This is a genomic window from Paenibacillus sp. SEL1, assembly GCF_054602535.1.
This window is the reverse complement of record NZ_CM137723.1, coordinates 2,939,897-2,960,329: the sequence shown is the minus strand read 5'-3', so window position 1 is coordinate 2,960,329 and position 20,433 is coordinate 2,939,897. Positions and strand designations below refer to the sequence as shown.

At 42.0% G+C, this 20,433-nt stretch carries 18 protein-coding genes; 9 read left to right on the top strand and 9 right to left on the bottom strand.

The genetic code is table 11. The features are described 5' to 3' along the window. Window positions 1-411: 411 nt before the first annotated feature. The 4 genes from ACYCSE_RS13595 to ACYCSE_RS13580 all read right to left on the bottom strand — a co-directional run bounded on the left by ACYCSE_RS13595 (window position 412) and on the right by ACYCSE_RS13580 (window position 4,811). Window positions 412-1,119, bottom strand: coding sequence for a hypothetical protein (locus ACYCSE_RS13595; RefSeq protein WP_440723390.1), 708 nt, complete (start codon window positions 1,117-1,119; stop codon window positions 412-414). A gap of 878 nt (window positions 1,120-1,997) precedes the next feature. Then, a complete protein-coding gene (locus ACYCSE_RS13590) occupies window positions 1,998-3,377 on the bottom strand; it encodes an amino acid permease (RefSeq protein ID WP_061831603.1) in 1,380 nt (459 codons plus the stop codon). 471 nt (window positions 3,378-3,848) lie between these two features. After that, window positions 3,849-4,295, bottom strand: coding sequence for a GNAT family N-acetyltransferase (locus ACYCSE_RS13585; protein WP_459698400.1), 447 nt, complete (start codon window positions 4,293-4,295; stop codon window positions 3,849-3,851). 48 nt (window positions 4,296-4,343) lie between these two features. Further along, the gene (locus ACYCSE_RS13580) at window positions 4,344-4,811 is read right to left on the bottom strand and encodes a MarR family winged helix-turn-helix transcriptional regulator (RefSeq protein ID WP_459698399.1); all 468 of its coding nucleotides are present in this window, start codon (window positions 4,809-4,811) and stop codon (window positions 4,344-4,346) included. Between the two features lie 199 nt (window positions 4,812-5,010). Between ACYCSE_RS13580 and ACYCSE_RS13575 the strand changes: the two genes are divergently transcribed. The 6 genes from ACYCSE_RS13575 (at window position 5,011) to ACYCSE_RS13550 (ending at window position 10,372) form a co-directional block, all read left to right on the top strand. Beyond that, window positions 5,011-5,886 (top strand): SDR family NAD(P)-dependent oxidoreductase, encoded by an 876-nt coding sequence (locus tag ACYCSE_RS13575; protein WP_459698398.1) that lies wholly within the window; start codon window positions 5,011-5,013, stop codon window positions 5,884-5,886. A 169-nt stretch (window positions 5,887-6,055) separates the two neighbouring features. Continuing rightward, entirely contained in the window at window positions 6,056-6,736 is a 681-nt protein-coding gene (locus ACYCSE_RS13570; RefSeq protein ID WP_250259333.1) for a hypothetical protein, read from the top strand. Further along, complete coding sequence (locus ACYCSE_RS13565) at window positions 6,733-8,148, top strand: phage baseplate assembly protein V (protein ID WP_061831607.1); 1,416 nt, start codon at window positions 6,733-6,735, stop codon at window positions 8,146-8,148. Before ACYCSE_RS13570 ends, ACYCSE_RS13565 begins: the two co-directional genes overlap by 4 nt. A gap of 12 nt (window positions 8,149-8,160) precedes the next feature. Next, window positions 8,161-9,423, top strand: a complete 1,263-nt coding sequence (locus ACYCSE_RS13560; protein ID WP_459698397.1) for a pentapeptide repeat-containing protein — start codon at window positions 8,161-8,163, stop codon at window positions 9,421-9,423. Then, on the top strand, window positions 9,420-9,950 hold the full coding sequence (locus ACYCSE_RS13555; protein ID WP_459698396.1) for a hypothetical protein: 531 nt from the start codon (window positions 9,420-9,422) through the stop codon (window positions 9,948-9,950). Before ACYCSE_RS13560 ends, ACYCSE_RS13555 begins: the two co-directional genes overlap by 4 nt. A 5-nt stretch (window positions 9,951-9,955) precedes the next feature. Continuing rightward, window positions 9,956-10,372 carry a DUF4280 domain-containing protein gene (locus ACYCSE_RS13550; protein ID WP_013308879.1) on the top strand — a complete coding sequence of 139 codons (417 nt, stop codon included), beginning with the start codon at window positions 9,956-9,958 and terminating at the stop codon, window positions 10,370-10,372. Window positions 10,373-10,476: 104 nt separating this feature from the next. Here the strand turns inward: ACYCSE_RS13550 and ACYCSE_RS13545 are convergent, their stop codons facing one another. Next, window positions 10,477-11,955 (bottom strand): protein adenylyltransferase SelO, encoded by a 1,479-nt coding sequence (locus ACYCSE_RS13545; protein ID WP_459698395.1) that lies wholly within the window; start codon window positions 11,953-11,955, stop codon window positions 10,477-10,479. A gap of 101 nt (window positions 11,956-12,056) precedes the next feature. After that, a complete protein-coding gene (locus ACYCSE_RS13540) occupies window positions 12,057-12,503 on the bottom strand; it encodes a VOC family protein (RefSeq protein WP_459698394.1) in 447 nt (148 codons plus the stop codon). Between the two features lie 112 nt (window positions 12,504-12,615). Between ACYCSE_RS13540 and ACYCSE_RS13535 the strand changes: the two genes are divergently transcribed. Further along, on the top strand, window positions 12,616-13,554 hold the full coding sequence (locus ACYCSE_RS13535) for a helix-turn-helix transcriptional regulator (protein ID WP_459698393.1): 939 nt from the start codon (window positions 12,616-12,618) through the stop codon (window positions 13,552-13,554). A 91-nt stretch (window positions 13,555-13,645) separates the two neighbouring features. On the opposite strand, the gene ACYCSE_RS13530 is transcribed toward ACYCSE_RS13535, so the two are convergent. From ACYCSE_RS13530 to ACYCSE_RS13520, 3 genes are all read right to left on the bottom strand, one after another. Beyond that, window positions 13,646-14,017, bottom strand: coding sequence for a hypothetical protein (locus ACYCSE_RS13530; RefSeq protein ID WP_231109497.1), 372 nt, complete (start codon window positions 14,015-14,017; stop codon window positions 13,646-13,648). A gap of 160 nt (window positions 14,018-14,177) precedes the next feature. Further along, entirely contained in the window at window positions 14,178-16,352 is a 2,175-nt protein-coding gene (gene gnpA, locus ACYCSE_RS13525) for a 1,3-beta-galactosyl-N-acetylhexosamine phosphorylase (RefSeq protein ID WP_459698392.1), read from the bottom strand. A gap of 12 nt (window positions 16,353-16,364) precedes the next feature. Further along, window positions 16,365-17,384, bottom strand: a complete 1,020-nt coding sequence (locus ACYCSE_RS13520) for a glycoside hydrolase family 88/105 protein (protein WP_459698391.1) — start codon at window positions 17,382-17,384, stop codon at window positions 16,365-16,367. A gap of 317 nt (window positions 17,385-17,701) precedes the next feature. On the opposite strand from ACYCSE_RS13520, the gene ACYCSE_RS13515 reads away from it, so the two are divergent. Further along, window positions 17,702-18,643 (top strand): helix-turn-helix domain-containing protein, encoded by a 942-nt coding sequence (locus ACYCSE_RS13515; RefSeq protein ID WP_459698390.1) that lies wholly within the window; start codon window positions 17,702-17,704, stop codon window positions 18,641-18,643. Window positions 18,644-18,948: 305 nt separating this feature from the next. Further along, complete coding sequence (locus tag ACYCSE_RS13510) at window positions 18,949-20,379, top strand: pyridoxal phosphate-dependent decarboxylase family protein (RefSeq protein ID WP_459698389.1); 1,431 nt, start codon at window positions 18,949-18,951, stop codon at window positions 20,377-20,379. The last annotated feature ends 54 nt before the right edge of the window (window positions 20,380-20,433 follow it).

Genomic DNA, 20,433 nt, shown 5'->3' with positions numbered 1-20,433 from the left:
TATTACACCTCCTTTACGAGATAGCACTGGGCCACTTTCACCTGTACCTTCATATCAACTTTGAAAATTAATCTCTTTTGTTTTCAAACGGTTTTTCATTACTGTTAACACCAAACTGTATATACTTGAATTATCGGAATAATCTCCCTAGGATTGAATAAAACCAGCAAAAAAAGTGGTTTTGGCAATCTAATGTCCTGTTTATTCACCATGTTTTTTAAGCCGTAATTCCCTATCACTAAACAATGGTTTTCATTGGTAATTAAATATTTATCACCTTTTTGAGTTACTATGTTGATCCCGTATACAAATAAAAAAAGAGATAACATCTGTATCCGCATTCGCTTGGAGAATACAAAATGTTATCTCGTTCTCGTGTACATATATACTTATTAATTCCTGTCTGCTCTTTTAATTCTCTTTAAACTCAGAACCCTTATAAACATAAAAGTAGCCGTTTAAAGTTCCGTTTTGCGGATAAGCAGCAGGATCTTTGTCTTTTATTTGGCCTACCAACTCTCGATTTATAAGCGTAGGAGGGCCTTCCTCAATTAGTGCTTCAGCAGACATTTCAGTGATTGGTTTTACTGTGCTGGACCAGAATGTAACTAAGTAGACATCGTCAGCATTAAAATGATAGCGTCCTTCACTTGGAGTTCCCTCATAAAACAGCTCTGCCAAAGAAGCTGCCTCAGACCCTCTCATAAAAATTCGAATCTCATCGGTTCCGTTCCATCTATAAGGAACTCCGCCTTTTGGATTAACGTATTCTACAGTTTCTGGCTCCTTATTGCTAATAAAATCAACAACTGCATATTGATAAACCTCATCCGTTACACTCTTGGTTGCAAATTCAGTTGTTTTCTCTGTTCGATAGCCACTGAACTTTCCATACACATTCGGGGTTATGCCAATAGCAGCTAAGGCCTTTTCCTGATCCATAAATCCAGCTCTTCCAGCTACTGGTGTCAGCCTGTAGGTCTTGACTTCAGTCCCCTTGTACTGATCCCAAGTGTATTCGTAATAATATTTCGCATAAGATACTCCACTGTTCCAGCCTACGGATAACAGCATGAGAATACCTATCATGAATACTAACGGCCATTTTTTCAACTTCATACCCTCACCCTCTTTTCTCCAAGTACACTCAAATCATCATTAGCATTATAGCTTTTCAATAAATCTATCAACAGTTAAATATTAGAAGAAAGTATGGATAAATTATGTCCTTTCCATATTAGCCTGTTCTCAAGATAATTTGAGCTTTCTCTCTCGGATCGGGTACGTATGGGTATTATTTCAAAAAATGACGATTTAAGCTATTGGCCTGTATTCTGCTGCTCGGTTGCTGCTTTGAGACGTTTTTCCATTTCCGTAGACACCATAATGTTTAATAGACCCATAAGATTATCGGTCTCATCCCTTGCTTTTTGATAGGCCGCAACGAAGGCTTTTTCATTCGCGGAAGGATTTTTAATGTCACCTAGTTTCTTCGCTTATACGACACCATTTTTCCTCCTCCTTTTTTTTGTATTTATTTGAAGTCCCACGGCCTGACCTTTAAAATATATAATGTACTAGGCGTTATATAGGAAGGGGGAGCTTATCTATGTTCAAGAAAATGGATATTTACCAAATCCTCACTTTAATATTTGCTGTAGTTGTTATGATCTCTTCCTTTTTATCACTCGCATACCCAGACACCTATAGGGACTCATACAAAATCGTGCAATTTTTTCTAGGGTTTATATTTTTATTTTCTGGAATTACAGAGCTTAAGGCTAACCGAAAGAGTATAGCAATAATCAACTTCTCCATTTTCGTTCTCACTTTTTTTGTATTTGTATTTACACTTGTAGTGCGAACAGGATAACCACAGGTTCTATACCTCAGTAACAACCCTTTCGTAGCCCCTCCCTCGTCATATAAAAGAAAAGCCGAGCGAACTCAGGATCATCTGAATTGCGCTCGGCAAATGTTACGTATTTAGCAATCTTTTAGTTTTCCTCTAATTCTTCAATTCTCTGCCGCTTTCCTATGCCAAAGACAAAATATCCAACAATGACGATCGCCATAAATGTTGCCCCGACAATCAACGACAAGCGTGTGTCTGGATTAAACCACATTCCAACGATCACAAGCAACAAAAAGACAATAGTGATGTAATTACTGATCGGAAAAAAACGAGATTTAAAGGTGTGATCCTTCATTTCGTCCTTCCACTTTTTCCTGAATTTAAATTGACTGATGGCTAATGCAAACCACGGTACCATGCCTGGAAGAACACTGGCGCTGTAAATATACAGAAACAGTTTGGAATCAGGCATTAAATAGTTAAATAACACCCCTACCAGCAGCAAGGAAATGGTCGTTATTATACTATTTCTAGGGACGCCGCTTGGAGAAACTTTCCCAAAGAACTTAGGAGCTTGTCCATTCTTAGCCAATGTATATAACATTCTGCCCGCACTGTAAATACCACTGTTACAACCAGACATTGCAGCTGTAAGTACAACAAAGTTAATGATACCCGCAGCAGCCACAATTCCTACCTTGGCAAAAGTCAGAACAAATGGGCTGCCGATCTCGCCTATTTGGTTCCAAGGATAAATCGTAACAATGACAAAGATTGCACCCACGTAGAAAATCAAAATACGCCAGATGATATTTTTAATGGCTTTTCGCAGTGTCATCTTCGGATTTTCAGCTTCACCTGCCGTAATACCTACCATCTCTATCCCTTGGTAAGCCGCTGTTACAATGCAGAGTGCAAATAGAAACCCTTTCAAACCACCTGCAAAGAAGCCTCCCTGGCTGTACAGATTGGAAAGACCTATCGGTTGTCCACCGTTACCGAGTCCAAAGAAGATCATCCCCGTACCAACTACTAGCATGAAGATAATGGCGACAATTTTAATCATCGCAAACCAAAACTCAAATTCCCCATAAAATTTCACAGCCGCCAAATTGGCCAATGCAATAATAATTACACCTGCCAAAGCCGGCAACCATTGCGGGATATCTGGGAACCAGTAGCCCACATATACCCCAATCGCAGTGACTTCTGCCATCCCTACGGTAACCCATAAAAACCAATAGCTCCAGGCGGTCAAGAAACCGGCTAAAGGGCTGATATATTTATGAGCAAATGTAGCGAATGAGCCTGTCACCGGTTCAAGAATCAGCATTTCCCCCATGATCCGCATGACAAAAAACATAATAATCCCAGCTAAGAGATATGCCAACAGCACTGAGGGACCTGCCCATTTTATCGTACTTGCCGACCCCATAAACAAACCGACGCCAATCGTACCTCCAAGCGCAATCAACTCAACGTGCCGTGGCTTTAGCCCTCTCGTTAATTGTTTCGATTCCAAAAGAACGCTCCCCTTCGTATATGTTCATCATCAAACGCTAATGATCCGGAAAACTGTCCTCAAACATTATTAATTTTTCAGACTGACGTGGTCGTGAGTGAACGACTACAAAGTAGTTCCACGATTCGTAAATATACAAGGAAACCACGTCCTATTTACCGTCCAAACCTTACTGTTTCTAAGACCGAGTCCGTAGCATTAGATGCATTGTATGACAAAAAACGCCTAAATACAACTGCTAATTAGCAGACATTTTTAGGCATGAAATGGAAAGGAAGGCTATTCATATTTTCTGAACAATGGTCAATTTAATGCAATGCATTAGAGTGCTAAACATACATATTTCTTCAATGATAAATATCACGATATTAAGCCTATTTGAAATCTGTATTCATCAGTGGAAAACATGAAATCCGAATGAAAGAGCAACATTTCAAACATTGCCTTGTGATATAACTAGTGAATATGTATTTATTTGAGATTTTTTATAAAATTTTTTTGATCCTTGGTAAACATATAGCCACGTCGTTCGTAGAACCTGTGAGCCTGTATCCGACTTGGATGAGATAACAGTTTGATCCCGGAAAATCCATGGGACTTCCCCCATTGTTCAAGACGCTCAATCAACATGCTACCTACACCTTGGTTTCTATACTTTTCTTTAACAACAAATCCTAGTAGATTTACCAAAGATTCAGAAAAAAGTAATTCATGGGGGCTTCCATGAATATATCCTAACACCTCGTTATTTTCTTCATAAACAAAGATCACATCTTTTGATTTCTTTATAATCATTTCGATCTTCTCTTTTACTTTTTCTTCAGGAAATAGATATAGATTTGGGTTAAAGTCTTGGTTCAACAAATAAATATCATGATAATCAGACACTCTAATTTCCCTAACATTTTTTTCTTTCACTTTTAAAATGCCTCCTTTTTTCATCATACGATGCTTTATGTTGAATCATTAATCCTCGCAATCATACCCGTTAAAACACTTCAGCATCTCGATGAACGCTTCAAGTTTAGAATCCTCCCATGTTGAAATACGTTGATAAAACTCTTTTTCTTTTTCTTTTAAAGCTTCCAAGGCTTTTTCACGACCATTGGCTGTCAGGGATATCAACACTCCCCGACGATCCTCAGGATGAGTTTCACTTTTTACATAATTCAAGTGTTTAAGCTGAGTAACAAGACGGCTGACAGAGCTTCGATCCATAGCGGTGGATTCCGCCAAAAATGTAGCGCTTGCCGGACCGTATGACAGGAGACAACGTACAATCAGAAAAGCTGCAGGTTGTAATGATGGATCGAAAAGTGCCGCAGTTTTTACATTGAGTGCATGCGACGCGCTTATAAGTGCATTAAGTTGTTCACCAAGATTCAGTTCTAATTGCTCTCTTGTAGAATCTGGATGTTGAGTTTTATGATCCATATGTCTCCACCTTATTTGAATGAATTCGAATATATATTTGACATATATCAATCAAAATACATATACTTGATATATATCAATCATATTTTCAACTTTGGTAAGTGTCAAGCAGAAGATCTACAGTATAAAGCATCCACAACCGTAAAGCTTAGACATGAATATGGATGTAATTGGATCAAGAATTTGGAGGATGATCTATATGTCGACATACCCGATTATTGTAATCACTGGTGCTACTAACGGTCTTGGACAATGGGTAGCAATTGAATTAGCCAAACGTGGGGCACATCTAGTCTTAACAGCCAGAAATAAAAAACGTGCTGAAACGACTAAAAATATTTTAAAAGATCTGGCGCCCAATACAAAGGTGGACTTTTTTTTCGGAGACCTGTCTCTTATGAAAGATGTCAAACGTATGGGAGATGAAATTAAAGCTAATTATCCAAAGATTGATGTATTAGTGAACAATGCTGGATTACATGGATTTGAACAGCGAATAACCTCAGAGGGTTTGGCAGAAATGATAGCCGTAAACTATCTTGCCCCGTGGCTGTTAACGCATACACTACTCAATTCACTAATGGGACCCGCAAATGCTAGGATCGTCAATGTGGCTTCTGAAGCATCACGCAACCATGGTGAATTAAAATTACCGGAGGATTTAACAGATACATCTGCATTTACCGCAAGAGGTTCATCTAAGATATACGGAAAGACTAAACTTCTTAATATCATGTTTACAGAAGAACTTGGACGTCAATTGGATGGAACCGGAATCGTAGTTAACGCACTTAATCCAGGCTTTAACGTTACCGGCCTTGGCCGTGAGTTAGGATTTTCTTCGATACTTGCAAAAATATTGAACGCTTTGCATATCGGAGACCCACGGAAAGGAGCAGACATCATTATTCGTTTAGCAACAGAATCCCAATATCAAGAAGTGACAGGCGGATATTTTAATGTTGGTACTGGTAAGCCGATTGTGCCGACATATCCTGGTGGGGATATCAAGATGCAACGCCTACTTTGGAGTACTACAACCGAATTATTACGGCAAAAAGGCGTTATGGAATGAAATAGAATCTAATATCGAACAATGCTCCTCCAACTACGAATGGTTCATTTTGTAAACTAAATCTCTCTTTTAACCGATAAATACATATGTTGGTTCTGTACTTAAATATCTCCTCTCATCTTTACATATTCAAGTACAAACGCGTATTTTTCCTAAAAGGGGGCTTTCTATGAACTATCTAGACGAGCATATACTTAGCCTCAAAGCTAAAATGGTGGATCAGAAGACAGCTAATAACGATAATGTGAAATCCATCCCAGCTCAAACTCAGAAATCGGAACAGGACGGTTCCATGTTTGAAGAAACAAAGCTACTTCATGTTGAAAATGATTATCTCACGTTGGAGCCCATTACAATACTACACGGAGAGATTGGTTTCTACATCCCCAAGTCCTTTACTCCTATGCCAATGGAGCAAGCTATAATCAAATATCCTTCAGAGCATCGACCAAAGGTCATTTATACCTCATCTGAGGAGACCATCAATATCACTTTTAATCCTACAGATACCGCTCTGGAAGCGGAAGAACTGCCCGATTTTGTAGAGCAAATGGCGGATATTCTACGGTCTGTACAACCGATTCGCAACTGGTTAGGTACCGAAATGGTCACCAACTGTTCCGGACTTTCAGTTGGACAGATTCGTTTTGTGGCGGCGGGGATCGACGGTAATCTATACAACGAAATGCTGCTCTTTATCCACAAGGGACGAGTTGTCATAGGTTCCTTTAGCTGTCTGGAGGCAGATCTCGAAGTCTGGTTACCTGTAGCGGAATACTGGGTTCAATCCCTTTCTGTCCTTCCACCCTCCGCCTATTCTATAAATGAGAAAGGAATGACTACACCATGAGTCTGGGATACGATCAAATTCAAATTCACCCTTATGAACAAATTGATCTAGAAGAGCTCACCTTAACGAAAAAAGTTAACGAGCATACTCGGCTTTATTTTACAGGTGTTATCCCCGAAGACTTGCAAGACAGTTACGTGGAAACGACAGAAAAAAATACCATCATTGAAGTCAGCCAACAAGATGAATCTGGCGCAAGCAAGCCGCTATTCAGTGGGATTGCCCTCTCGGTCGAGGTAAAAGTCGTGCGAGGTGTGTACTATCTGGAGGTGGAAGCCATTTCCCATACATACCGGATGGACATGAAGCAGCGTACTCGTTCTTTTCAGTATACGAAAATGACGATTCCTCAAATACTGGAGCACATTGGTAAGGACTATGAAGGACTGGATGTGATCGACGGGGCTACCGGCGGAGAAGCCATCGGACGGCTTGCCATTCAGTATCAGGAGACAGACTGGGCTTTTTTAAGACGCATAGCCTCCCGTTATCATACGAGTCTGATGCCTGTAGCTCGTTTTGACAGTCCCAAATTTTATTTTGGTATTGAGGACAGCCCTGCACAGGCGATACTGGATCATACCCGTTATACCGTACGTAAGCAATTGCTTCCTTTTCGTTATTTTCAGGAGAATGAACAGACCAAACTCAGTGAACATGATTTTATTTTTTATGAGGTAGAAACGGATGAGGTACTCGACTTGGGCGCTCAGTTGAATTTTCAGGGGCATAACCTGTATGTGATGGAAGCCTACACCGCCATGAGCCAAGGACTGCTGCGGCATCAGTATGTGTTGGGTTCTTACCAGGGATTTCGGCAAAAAAGCTACTACCAGGATAAGCTGGCAGGTGCCTCATTAAGCGGTATTGTGCTGGACGTACGTCAGGATCAAGTGCGCATTCATCTGGATTGTGATGAACAACAGGACACAAACCAAGCACACTGGTTCAACTATTCTACCGTGTACAGTGGCGGTGGCCATACCGGCTGGTACGTCATGCCAGAAAAAGGCGATTCAGTTTCCCTCTATTTCCCCGGTAGTCGGGAAGAAGACGGCGTAGCAGGTAGTGCCGTGAGACGGGCAGATCGCAAGAGTACGCATAACCATTTTTCCAATCCGCAAATGAAAATATGGCGTACCCCGCATGGCAAGGAAATTCGGCTAGGACCGGATGAACTGGTCGTTACAGGTAAAGACGGCGCCATTTATATCAAACTGGATGATAAAGAAGGCATTCATATTGCTAGCAGCAAACAAGTGAATATTACGGCGGGAGGCAATCTCAGCCTATCTGCGGGGAAGACAATGAGCCTGTCCGCAGGTAGTCAGCTCCGTATGGATTGTAATGGCAGTCATATCGAATTAAGTGGGTCGGCAGACATGAAAGGCAGCGAAGTGAAGTCAAATTAAGGATGATTAGAAATGGAAAAGCAAACAGATCTGTTAGATCAGCAACAAGCGGCTCTTCATCAAGCTTGGTCTTTCATCCGCAAAGAATGGGCATTGAAATGTAAATCAACTCAAACACAAAGATTACAGCATATAGTAGAACATTTTCGCGCCTTTTGTGAGCTGGTTCGGCAAAAACAACTCACAGGTCGTAAAGGTCATATTGGTTACATCACCTACTCTATGCTGCGCACCACATGGCTTGAACAGAAGCCCTTTTATCTTGTTGAAGCTACGGATGCCTTATGGATGCTTGATGCTGAGCCCGTTCAGTTGGAATACGATGCAAGTTGGATTTTTTTCTATTGGACTCAATTACGTGAACAGCTTGGGGCTGAAACTTTGAAGCAACAAGTCTCCCTTTCCGAACTTGAACTGGAACAGATCATGCTGGAAGCAGCGGGATATCTTCATACGATGATCGTTAGTCTGGTTCGTCAGGCTATGAAGCAAGCAGTCGACCTACCAGAGTTTGAGACGTTGGATCGTGAAGAAGCTTTTGAGATTCGCGTCGGAGAGTATATGGATCATAGTGTCTCCGTGTACCGGGAAGATCGAAGACCCATGGATGCAAACATAATAAAGTCTTGGCTGGAGGAAAAAGAAGAATCGGCCTACAGTTACCAAACCCTGTCTCAAGTTCAACTATCGGATGGAGATTACAGCTCCTTGGATTTTCGCTATACAGTCTTTCGCCAGATCGGGATGCAACAAAGTCGATTGCATCACTGTATCCTCGTAGGCACGGTATGGCAAGAAGCTCAGCTAGATGGAACCGACTTTTCGCACAGCCTGCTTCACGGAGCCGATTTCAGTGGCTGTTCCCTGCAAGAGGCTGTACTGGACGAAGTTTTAAGCAATAGCGAATATGGATCGGATGCTTGGCTGGATTGGGAACCGTTAGGATTGGATGGAGTGGATTTTACAAGAGCTAATTTACAGGGAGCTAGTTTTCAACATGCACAGCTTCAAGGAGCTGCTTTCCAAGATGCCGCGCTGCAAAGAGCTTTATTTAACGGCGCGGATCTAACAGGTGCCTGCTTTGTAGGAGCCGATGTTACTGACGCTTCGTTTATAGGTGCATGTTTAGTAAAAGCTAATTTTACAGGAGCAAAACTACACCGGGCAATCTTTACAGATGACCAACTAAGCCAAGCTATTGGCCTTGCTGCTGTAGAAACGCCACTGGCTACACAGATAACAGATGCAGTGAGTAAAGGGGGGTGGATGTCATGAGGTATTACAGACTCATGGTGGACGAGCGCGTAAAGCATCGGGTGGAGACTGCGCCCCTAGCTTCCTTGCAGGTGGAAGATATCCTTTCGGGTCATACCATTCAGACAGAGGACACACCCCTATTTTTAGCAGTACATACAGATCCACGAACCGTATATCCGGATTTTCTGGAGTTCCCTTTGCCGCTGGTTTCAGACTCCATGAAAGCCCTGTTGGAAAAATACATGCCAGAGCTGGAATGGAAGGCCGCTATACTTACCGATTTTCAGCAAGCCAGGCAGGATGTGTACTGGGTACTGCGTCCACCTGTGGTGGACTGTCTTTCCTCACAAACCGAGTGGTATCCCGACCATACCTTGAAGCAGCTGGTACTTAAGTACGGGAAAATCGAACCGTCTATATTTCGGATTGCCGGCTTGTTGGAAGCACATGTCTATATCAATCTCGCGGTAGCGGAAAGTCTGCTGCGTCGTCCATTTACAGGTGTTCGTGTGCAAAAAGTGGAGATGGCCACAAAGGAGGAATAATCCGTATGGAAGAAGCAAGTGTACAGCCTGGAACAGGTGCGAAAAAAAGCTATGTCGTGGCAGGTGCGATTTTAAGCTGTAGTTACGGTACACAGCCTACGCGTTTGAAGCGCCCTTTTAGCCATGGGGTGTATGTTAAAAATAAGGCACAGATGAATATTGGAGATTATGTACCTGGAGTGAACATAAAATCTTTTGGGAATTGCTCCAGTCCGCTGAATCCGGCTGTGCAAGCCAGTGAGATGGTTGATATTTATGGAGTGAAAAAGGCTCCGTGTATTCCTGTCCTTACGATGCCTTGGTTGAACGGAAAAAGCGACATGCGCATCGAAGGCCAGCCTGCTCTTACGCAGAACTGTACGCATCAATGTCTTTATTGCGGGCACATACAGATCGAAAATGACGGTCAGGAGCTGGATTAATCAGGTGCAACCTACCCCTATAAAAACAAAATGCGCTGGTGAGAGAATGGCTATCTTCTCCACCAACGCATGATATAGTTTATCTTCAAATCGTTCGCTCTGCATCAAGTACCACAAAAGGTTCGGTAAGGACAGATGGATTCCTCAGGCAATGTAGAGTAAATTTCCTGTTCGGTAGAGTAGGCATAAGGGTTCGAAAGAACTTCAAGAAGCTGTTCCATCACACGGTAGTCTTCTCGTTCCACCGCAGCTTCTAGTGCTTCTTCTACCCGGTGGTTGCGCGGAATGATTGCAGGATTACTGCTGCGCATCAGCTGACGCGAGGAGGCTTGTGATTCCTGCTGTCTGCCTAGCCTCGCCTGCCACTGCTCGTGCCACTGGGTGAATTCCCCAGTGCTGAACAGAACCGTATCCTCCAGCTGGTTCAAAGTTAGGGCACGGAAGGTATTGGTGTAGTCGGCACGATGCTTCTGCATGATACTCAGAAGCTCCTCAATAAGAGATTCATCCTCCTGCTCTTCGTTAAAGATCCCCAGCTTCGCCCGCATTCCTGCAAGCCAATGATGGTGAAACATTTTTACAAAATCTGAAATTGCATCCTCAGCCAGTGTGACAGCCTGCTCCCTGTTGTCATGCAGCAGTGGCAAGAGCGTCTCAGCAAATCTCGCGAGATTCCACGCAGCAATATGCGGCTGATTGGCATAAGCATAGCGTCCCTGCCTGTCGATGGAACTGAACACCGTCTCAGGATCATAGGTATCCATGAAGGCGCAAGGACCATAATCAATGGTTTCTCCGCTAAGGGTCATATTGTCGGTGTTCATCACCCCGTGAATAAAACCAACTAGCTGCCATTTGGCAATCAGCTCGGCTTGACGCTTAATCACTTCCTGAAGCAGTGCAAGGTAACGGTTTTCGTCATTGGCAACTTCCGGGTAGTGTCTTTCCAATGTATAATCAGCCAGAGCACGGAGATCTTGGGACGTGCCCCATGCTGAGACGTATTGAAAGGTTCCGACGCGAAGATGACTGGCAGCCACACGGGTCAGAATGGCTCCGGGCTGCTCGGTTTCCCGGATGATCGACTCACCCGTGGATACCACCGCCAAGCTGCGGGTGGTAGCAATATCCAGCGCATGCATCGCCTCACTGATGATGTATTCGCGAAGCATCGGACCAAGTGCCGCCCGGCCGTCACCACCACGGGAGTATGGCGTTCTGCCTGAGCCCTTGAGCTGAATATCAACCCGTTCACCCAAGGGAGTGATCTGTTCGCCAAGCAGCAGAGCACGACCGTCTCCTAACATGTTAAAATGCCCGAATTGATGCCCTGCGTAAGCTTGAGCAAGAGGTACGGCTCCTTCTGGAACCTGGTTTCCAGCCAGCTCCGCTACGCCATCATTCCTTTGCAGCGCTGTACCGTTCAACCCCAGTGATGCTGCCAACGGCTGATTAAGTATAATCAGCTTGGGTGAGCGGACAGGAGTCAGTTTAAGCTTTGTAAACAATGATTCCGGCAAACGAGAATAACTGTTGTCGAAGTTCCACCCTATTTGATCTGCTATTTCTTTTTTCTCCGTCATAGTGTCTCCTTTTCTGCTGCGGTATCTTAGGTTTTCCCATTTTAGTTTTTACTTCTGTCCATTTATTATCCAATTATGAAACATGGAAATTGCTTTTTTTATTATAATCGATTATCAAACATTAATTGTATTTGAATACCGAACGGGTCTTCAATAATACCGTAGGCTTGGCTAAACACATTATTAGATAAAGGCACAATAATTTTCACTCGATCATCTGTAATTAAGCTATCATAAAAACGTTTAATTTCTTCTAGGTCAGCACTTTGAATACATAATGAAGTGTTATTACCCACTGTATATTTTTCACTGATGTTCATTGTATCTTCTGCTATCATTACTTTTGATTTTCCGATGGATAAGACAGAATGAGAAATATAATTTTTATTTTCATCAGTAAGCTGTATGGAGCTGTCACGTTGGGCCATGTCTTGATAGGTAACAAGAAACAATTCCTTTGCGTTGAAATGTTTTTTGTAGAAATGTATAGCCTCTTTTGCCTTTCCGTTCATGGATAAGAAAATAGCTACTTCTAATGTTGTACTCATGGTATCAATCTCCTTTTATATGTGTAGATATCTTATGAATTTGATCTATTCCCTTGAACTTATTATCATATAAAAAGGTATCAAAATATGACACCTTTATAAGGAGATTTAGATGAAGAAATCAGAAAGATTAAATGACATGATCAGATACTTAAACAGTCGAGAGTTTTTTAATTTAAATGACCTAATGGATAAATACCATATCTCAAAAAGTACAGCTCTACGAGATATTAGTTCATTGGAACAATTAGGTATGCCTATTTTTTCGGAACATGGCAGACATGGACGATATGGTATCCTAAAAAATAGATTGTTATCCCCCATTATTTTTACGATGGATGAAGTGTATGCTCTGTACTTTGCAATGTTGACGTTAGAAGCTTATCAATCCACCCCCTTTCACTTAAGTGTTAATCAACTGAATGAAAAGTTTGAACACTGTCTTTCTAAAATACAAATAAACCAGATTCATAAAATGAAAAAGGTTCTACAATTTGAAATATATCAGCATAATCATGTTAGTCGCTATTTAGATAAAATTTTAACAAGCATTCTTAATGAGAGTACGTGTAAAGTTAAATATGTAAAAAATAATCAGAACAAAAGTTACTATGTTCAATTTTTCAAAATTTCCGCTAAGTTTGGTCAATGGTATGCTACTGGAATAGAGTTACATACGAATAAATATAGAGTTTTCAGATGTGATCGAATCACCTTTGTAGAAGAAGAGGAGAACAATTCTCGCTTTTCTATAGACGAACTCCTTAGTCGTTCATTAGAAATGTATCAATCTGAGAAGAGCATTGACTTTGAAGTAGAGATTGTAGAACAAGCCAAGGATATTTTTTATAAAGAACATTATCCTTCAATGAAAATAGAAAATGGTGATAAGACAGTCATTAAGGGATTTTATAATCCTGGAGAAGAGGAGTTTATCGCTCATTATTTTATGAGATATGGTCATTATGTACGATCAGTGAAGCCAGAATCTTTAAAACAGATTATTAAAGATAGAGTTGAGCACCTCTTACGCCACTATCAAAAATTATAAGATCATCGAAGGTTTGTTCAAAATTCCCTCTACATTTTAGCAAGGAAAAGAAGGCTCGAGCTCCTTTTCCTTGCTAACTATGACATTTGAATTATGGCTTCCGTTTGGCGATAACAGCATAGGATACCGTTCTTGTGAATCCAGTTGGATTCCATGCAGTAAATACCCATCTGTCTTCGGCCGCGGAATAATTATTGAGAAGAAACCCTTGTTCATTTCCAGAGAAAGTCCATGCACCGCTAATCAGATTGTAGGCGTTACCGTTAATCGTAGTGCTTCTAAAGCTATTAGGAGAAATAGTGATCGGAGCGAAAGTGAAGCGTGCGAATCCATCTCCAAGTTGAGTTACACGAATGGCTTTTTTAAGATTCATAACCACGTGACTTCTTTTCTTTAGCTTTCTTCCCAACTTTGCTTCCGCATTTTTAATTTTCATTAAGGTTGCCTTTCTCAAAGAAATCATCTCCTTAATTGTTCTACTTATAGTTAATGATGGGGTAGATACTTTTGAATGGACAAAATCCCCGGTAAATTAGCTTGATTTTCTGGAGGTGCTGAAACAAAAAGCCCTTCCTTAAAATAAAGGAGGGCTTGATACCGCTACTTCTCATTATTTTCCGTTCCTATACCGATTTTGTTAAGCCGATATGGGTGATCATGGTGTCATACGGATCTAATTCCATGGTTTGTTTGCCATATTCCGTTTCAATCGTCGTTCTTTGAAGTTGATCGCTATTGTTAATAACAACCAACATTTTACTTTCTGGATAATAAGCACACTCTGTATATAGGTTATCTGTAATGTACTTCGTTTCATGTAACTCATTGCCTGCAAACCGAATTATATTCAGCAGCAACCTTGTGTTTTCCCAGCTGAATTCGAAAGAAGGAAGGTAGATCCCCTTTCCTTTACCAAAGGCATGAGTAGACAATGCTATCATACCACTCGTTTCCTCCACTACCGCAGCTGACCCATCAGTAAGATAAATGCTATTCTTTGGCGTTATACTGGCTCCTTCAGGCACCAAACCATGCTCATCCCTAACCTCATAAGTCCATTTTCCATGACCTACTCTGGAGCCTGTATCCTCATCCAGTCCAAGAACATGTGCCATTCTGAAAAAGCTGTCGTGGCCTTCGACCGCAGAGGGCTGGTTGATGCCAATAAAGGTACCACCCTCATAAACCCATTTCGTCAGTAAGTCCACACACTTGTTGTCATTCCAGTGCTCCCCACCACTCCATGCTGAACCAGCAGAGCCGGCATTGATCACTACATCACAATCCTGTAGAATTCCCTGACGGATATCTTCAAAATCAATGAATTGCACTTCAATCGGCAATCCGGATAAAGCTTCATTGACATGAATCAAATCATGCATATACGTTTCATGGAAATGGCCGGACAATGTCCACGATCTCAATTTTCCCCAGCTATGCAGAATAGCTACCTTCGTCTTCATGTGATAGGGTTTGCCTTCATGATGTAGTTCTTTAATTTCTCTGAACTCATTGGCAATCTTTTCGATATAATCACAAAAATCCGGGTAAGGCTCTACAAGGTGCAAATATCCGCCCAGTCCAATCCGGTCAATAGGCTCCCGCAGCAAGGCGCGCCGGATATTAATCCAATACTTTTTGGCATCCAGCGTGGGATTTCCCCCTTCCATAAAGGTAGGAAGCCCGCCTAAACCAACTGGAAATAAGTATGGATGCAGCCGAATCTCATGCGTATTCACTTTTACACCTGAACAGAGCCTCGCCTCGTATCCTGAGAATACACATTTAATCAACCCGTCAAATCCAAACTCTTGAAAACGGTCATTGTAAGGCTCCATGCCAACCCAACTGTCATCATAAAAAACATAGGCAAGCTTGTCGTGCCTATGCACAATGTCAGTTAATTTCTTGCCAAATTCGATTACAAAATCATTGATAAATGCCATCCAATCCAGCTTGCGCTGCTCAGCCGGGATATGACTGACGCGGTATTTCCCGCCATTCACAAAATCCTCGGCAGTCATCGAATACCCGTATTTCTTGGCAAACAGATCAAGCGCTCTTGAACTTACCGTAAAATCGTATGAACCCCAGTCAGAGAACAGATGGCGATTGCGCTCATTACTGCCCCAGATCCAGGCGAAATTATAAAATAAGGAGGTAAACCGAACAACCGTGGTTTCCTTATGATGGAGACACCAATCTTCCATCCAAGCCAGCAGATATTTTTGCGTTTCTGCATAGATGGGATCAATCTGCATCAAATGCTCTTTGTCCCAATGATTCGTTGTGTGATTGTACATGGAAATCTCTTCCCAGATCCGGTAGGCCATAAAGCTTACCGTGTATTTATGCCAAGGAACAATTCCGGTAATGACCACATTTCCGGATTCCCTTTCATAATTCCACTGTTCTCTTGGAACTTCCTCTCCGGTCGTTCTGTCAAAAACCTGCCAATAATTAAACGCCTCTTTGGAATCATTAACTTTGAATTGTTCAGCAAAAAAATCCTCCATCAGATAGATGGATACATAATCTTGTACAGCTACCTTCGGATTTGTAATTAAAAAACACTGCTGCAGCTTATCCAATTGGTGGGACGCCCACTCATTATGATCTCTGATGATACAGATTGTCGAATATATGCCGTACCCAGCGTTAATAATCTCATCCGACAATTGCGTGCCGTCACTATCACGGATGATATCGGCACCCCACCGTTCAGCTAATTTCAGGGTCAGCGCCTCATAACCGGATTCTCCCGGTAGTGTAAAGTTCCCCGTAGTTTGTTTGGACAACTTGGTTCCCTCCTAATTCAACATATCAGACAGAAAGGCCAATGCCAGGCCTTGACCCCAGCCCTGAATCCAGTCTTTTGGAATATTGCGATACCCATCCCGATCTTTCATAACCGCTGTGCCGCCCGACACACCTAGTACCCGTCCGTCCTCGCTAATATGGTTCAAGATGCCCTCCAATGCCTTTTGCACGTATTTGGTATGCAGCGGATTGCCATTATTGATCATGGCCGCCGCGATTCCGCAAGATGCAGACACTTCTTCGTAGGACTCCTCGTCATCCAGTACCGTCCGCCACAGGCCGTTCTCCGTTTGAACCCCCTTCAGTGCCGCCAGTTGATCCCGAAGCGAACACTCCACGTCCATGCACTGCGGATATAAATACCAGTCTTTCAAATGAATTTTAACTTGCGACATGGTATAGGCTCCCCAAGCATTCGCTCTCCCCCAGAAAAATCCGGACATGTGGTCCTGCTTGACATTATTGTAGCCATGGTACCAGAAACCGCTACTAGGATCTTGCAGGTATTTGATATGCCAGTAATACTGATTTAAGGCATCCTGGATCATTGCCTCATCCTTTAATTTGGTTCCTACACGGAGCAGAAAAAATGCCGCCATAAACAACGTGTCCGCCCATGCCTGTTCTGGAAAATCATTAGCAACGGATACCGTATGCTGCAAAACATGGTCTCCAAACCTGAGAGCATGGTTCCGAATATAATCCACCTTGCTCATCACAATATCCCAATATTTCTGGTCCCCTGTTTCTTCATACAATGTGATCAGCATATGGCCCATAGCACATGTGTTTACCGTCCAGTGCGGCAGACCCAGCTCGATATATTCATCCGCCCACTGCTTAAGCATATTCAAATAGTCTTTATTACCTGTTTTTGTATAGGCCGTGGATACACCATAATAAGCCACACCGCAAGGCCAGTCCCACGTCAAATCCATCGCCATTGTTTTTCTGACGACTTTGTCGATAACTTTTAATATCTCTTCCTTGTCACAATTCAATTGAAGCATCTTTATTCCCCTCTCCTAGCGCACACGCCCCCAAAGGCGCTTGAGAGCTGTTTGTCGCCGTTTTGAAAACGCTTTACTTACTACATTGTACGCAGTAAAATAGTCTCCATCTAAGCATATTCGCAACAAAACTGCGCAATTCTAATCATTTATGTGAGGATTTTGCAAAAATCCAATAAGCGACTTCCAATAAACAATATATAGATCGAAATGGTCTAGTTCGTCTATATATTGCATCTTGGAGCGATTGGAATCGAATTTTGCAAAATCCTGATGTATATCTGCTGGTTAAAATCAAAGTCATGGGGGTATTGAATATGCCCAGAAAAAAGAAGCCCGTTATAGAATATCGGCACTACAGCTTGCCTATAAATTTCCCTGTCTTGCTATTAAGCGGTGAGCGTTGGAAGATTTCAGATATTAAAAGTGAGCATCTCCATTTCCATAACCATTTGGAGATTGGCATATGCTATTCAGATAGCGGCATCATGGAGATCAAAGGAGAATCTGTACCCTTCAAAGCGGGCGATGTGACCTTCATCCCCAGGTATCTTCCTCATACCACGTATAGTTCGCCAAATACAGCCAGTCTTTGGTCTTATATCTTTTTTTCGCCAGAGGACCTCTTTCAACATTCATTTAAAAGTGCTTACAGCAACTTCGAACCGAATTTGTGGGTGGTGAAGGGAATGAACTGTATATTGAATAAGGAGCAACATCCCAAGGTTTATACACTTGCGACTTCAATCGTAGAGGAATTAAAACAGCAGAATCCTTACTATCAGGAAAGTGCCTACGGCTTATTGCTATCCCTTTACATAGAACTCCTTAGAATTCATTCCAGGAATGAACTGTTGGCAGATCAAGAAACAGAGCATAGCCTGAAAAGCGATTTTGCCATTTCTCCAGTTCTGGAGTACATCACTAAAAACTATATGAACCCCATTACCATGGATTTTTTGGCCGATCTGTGCCATTTAAGTACAACTCATTTCCGAAGAAAATTCCATGAAATTATGGGGACGTCGCCTCTCGATTTCCTAAACAGCACCCGAATCGAAGAGGCTTGCAAGCAGTTAAAAAGCACGGAGGATTCTATTCTTTTGATCTCCGAACAAGTCGGTTTTCACTCCATTTCCAGCTTCAACCGTTGCTTTTCCAGGCTTATGGGAAAGCCGCCCAAAGAATGGCGTAAAGGGGCACAATCCGAAGCGCAATCTGCGAAAGCGTCTATACTGGAGTTTACGGGGTGGGTTTAGCATTACAGCAGAAATAAACTTGATAAAACGAACTCAATATTCTGGATATCAAACTAGCCATTTTCTGCTTTATATGATTAATCACATTTTGCAATGGATCTAGAAAAAGCATAAAATTCAAATCTTTTAACAACTCCATTCCAGCAAGCCCCGTTGTATAGCCATCTTCGACCTTGAAAATTAATTTATGTAATAGCCAAGTGCCTAAAAATAAACGTAATGATGAAATCGGTGAATCTCACAATATGACAACAGATGTTATATTATACTTTGGTTGAAGTTAAACAAAGGAGATGGAGATGCTTATGATGAATCAAGAACCAAATCAGCAATTAGGCGAGATTATTGAGCAGTTCATACATTCATTAATAGCAGAAAATAATAACATTCGATCTCAAAAAGTAATCAACATTGCAGATGAGGATACGATAGCTCATTTAAGGGGAATTGGTTTTCCGAAAAAAGGAAGACCGATACAAGAGGTCGTCGATGAAATGAGGAAAAACGTCTATCCTCACCAAACCTTCATGCAACACCCTCGCTTTTTCGCATTGGTTCCTGGTCCAATGTCTCTTTACTCGTGGTTAGGAGATATCATGACCAGCGCCTATAATACCCATGCCGGAAGCTGGATGCTGAGTTCGAGCGCAAGCCTTTTAGAGGGGGAAGTGATCCGGTGGATGTGTGACCAAGCAGGATATCCCAATACTGCTGGAGGCTTATTTCTGTCGGGCGGATCGCTGTCGAATTTGACCGCTTTAGCAGCTGCACGCAATGCAAAGTTATCCGAGCAGGAATATGCCATTGGAACTGCTTATGTTTCAGATCAAACTCATTCATCGGTCGCCAAAGGGTTACGCATCCTCGGATTCCGCAGTGATCAAATCAGGAAGGTTCCAAGTGATACAAATTTTCGTATGGATGTTTCAGCCTTAGAAAAAAAAATAATGGATGATCGAGCGGCTGGGATGAAGCCTTTTGCAATCATTGCCACGGCAGGCACAACCAATACGGGAAGCATTGACCCATTAAACGAAATTGCTGACCTATGTGAAAAACATAATATTTGGTTACACGTGGATGGAGCTTACGGTGCGTCGATTTTGGCTTCTTCGAAATATAAGTCTCTTTTGAGCGGGATATCGCGTTCAGATAGTATCGCCTGGGATGCACACAAATGGCTAATGCAGACCTATTCCTGTAGCGTGGTTTTAGCCAAAGAAAAGCAGCACCTCGAAAATTGCTTCAGCACCCATCCAGAGTATTTGAAAGATGCCGAGACTGATGAAGAACATATGAATTATTGGGATCTGGGTCCTGAGTTAACCCGGCCTGCTCGAAGTTTGAAACTATGGGTGACACTGCAAGCTTTAGGAACGAATGCTGTCAGTGAAGTTATAGAGCATGGAGTTCAACTCGCAGAATGGGCTGAAGATGAAATCAAAAAACATAATCATTGGGAGATTGTATGCCCCGCACAGTTAGCGATTGTTAATTTTCGATATGCGCCAACTGGATTATCTGAGCAAGAATTAGATTCACTCAACAAAAGGATCTCCCAAGAAATGGTGGCGAATGGATATGCCGCTGTGCTTACGACACAACTCAATGGAAAAACTGTCCTCCGAATCTGTGCAATTCACCCAGACACTACGGAACATGAGATAAGAAATACAATTCAGCTTTTATCGAATATAGCAAGATCATTAAATGAGAAAAAAGTTTTTTTGCGATGAAAAATTTTGAAACTATTTGCTACGATTTCTGTAAATAAACGAAAATTATCAGCA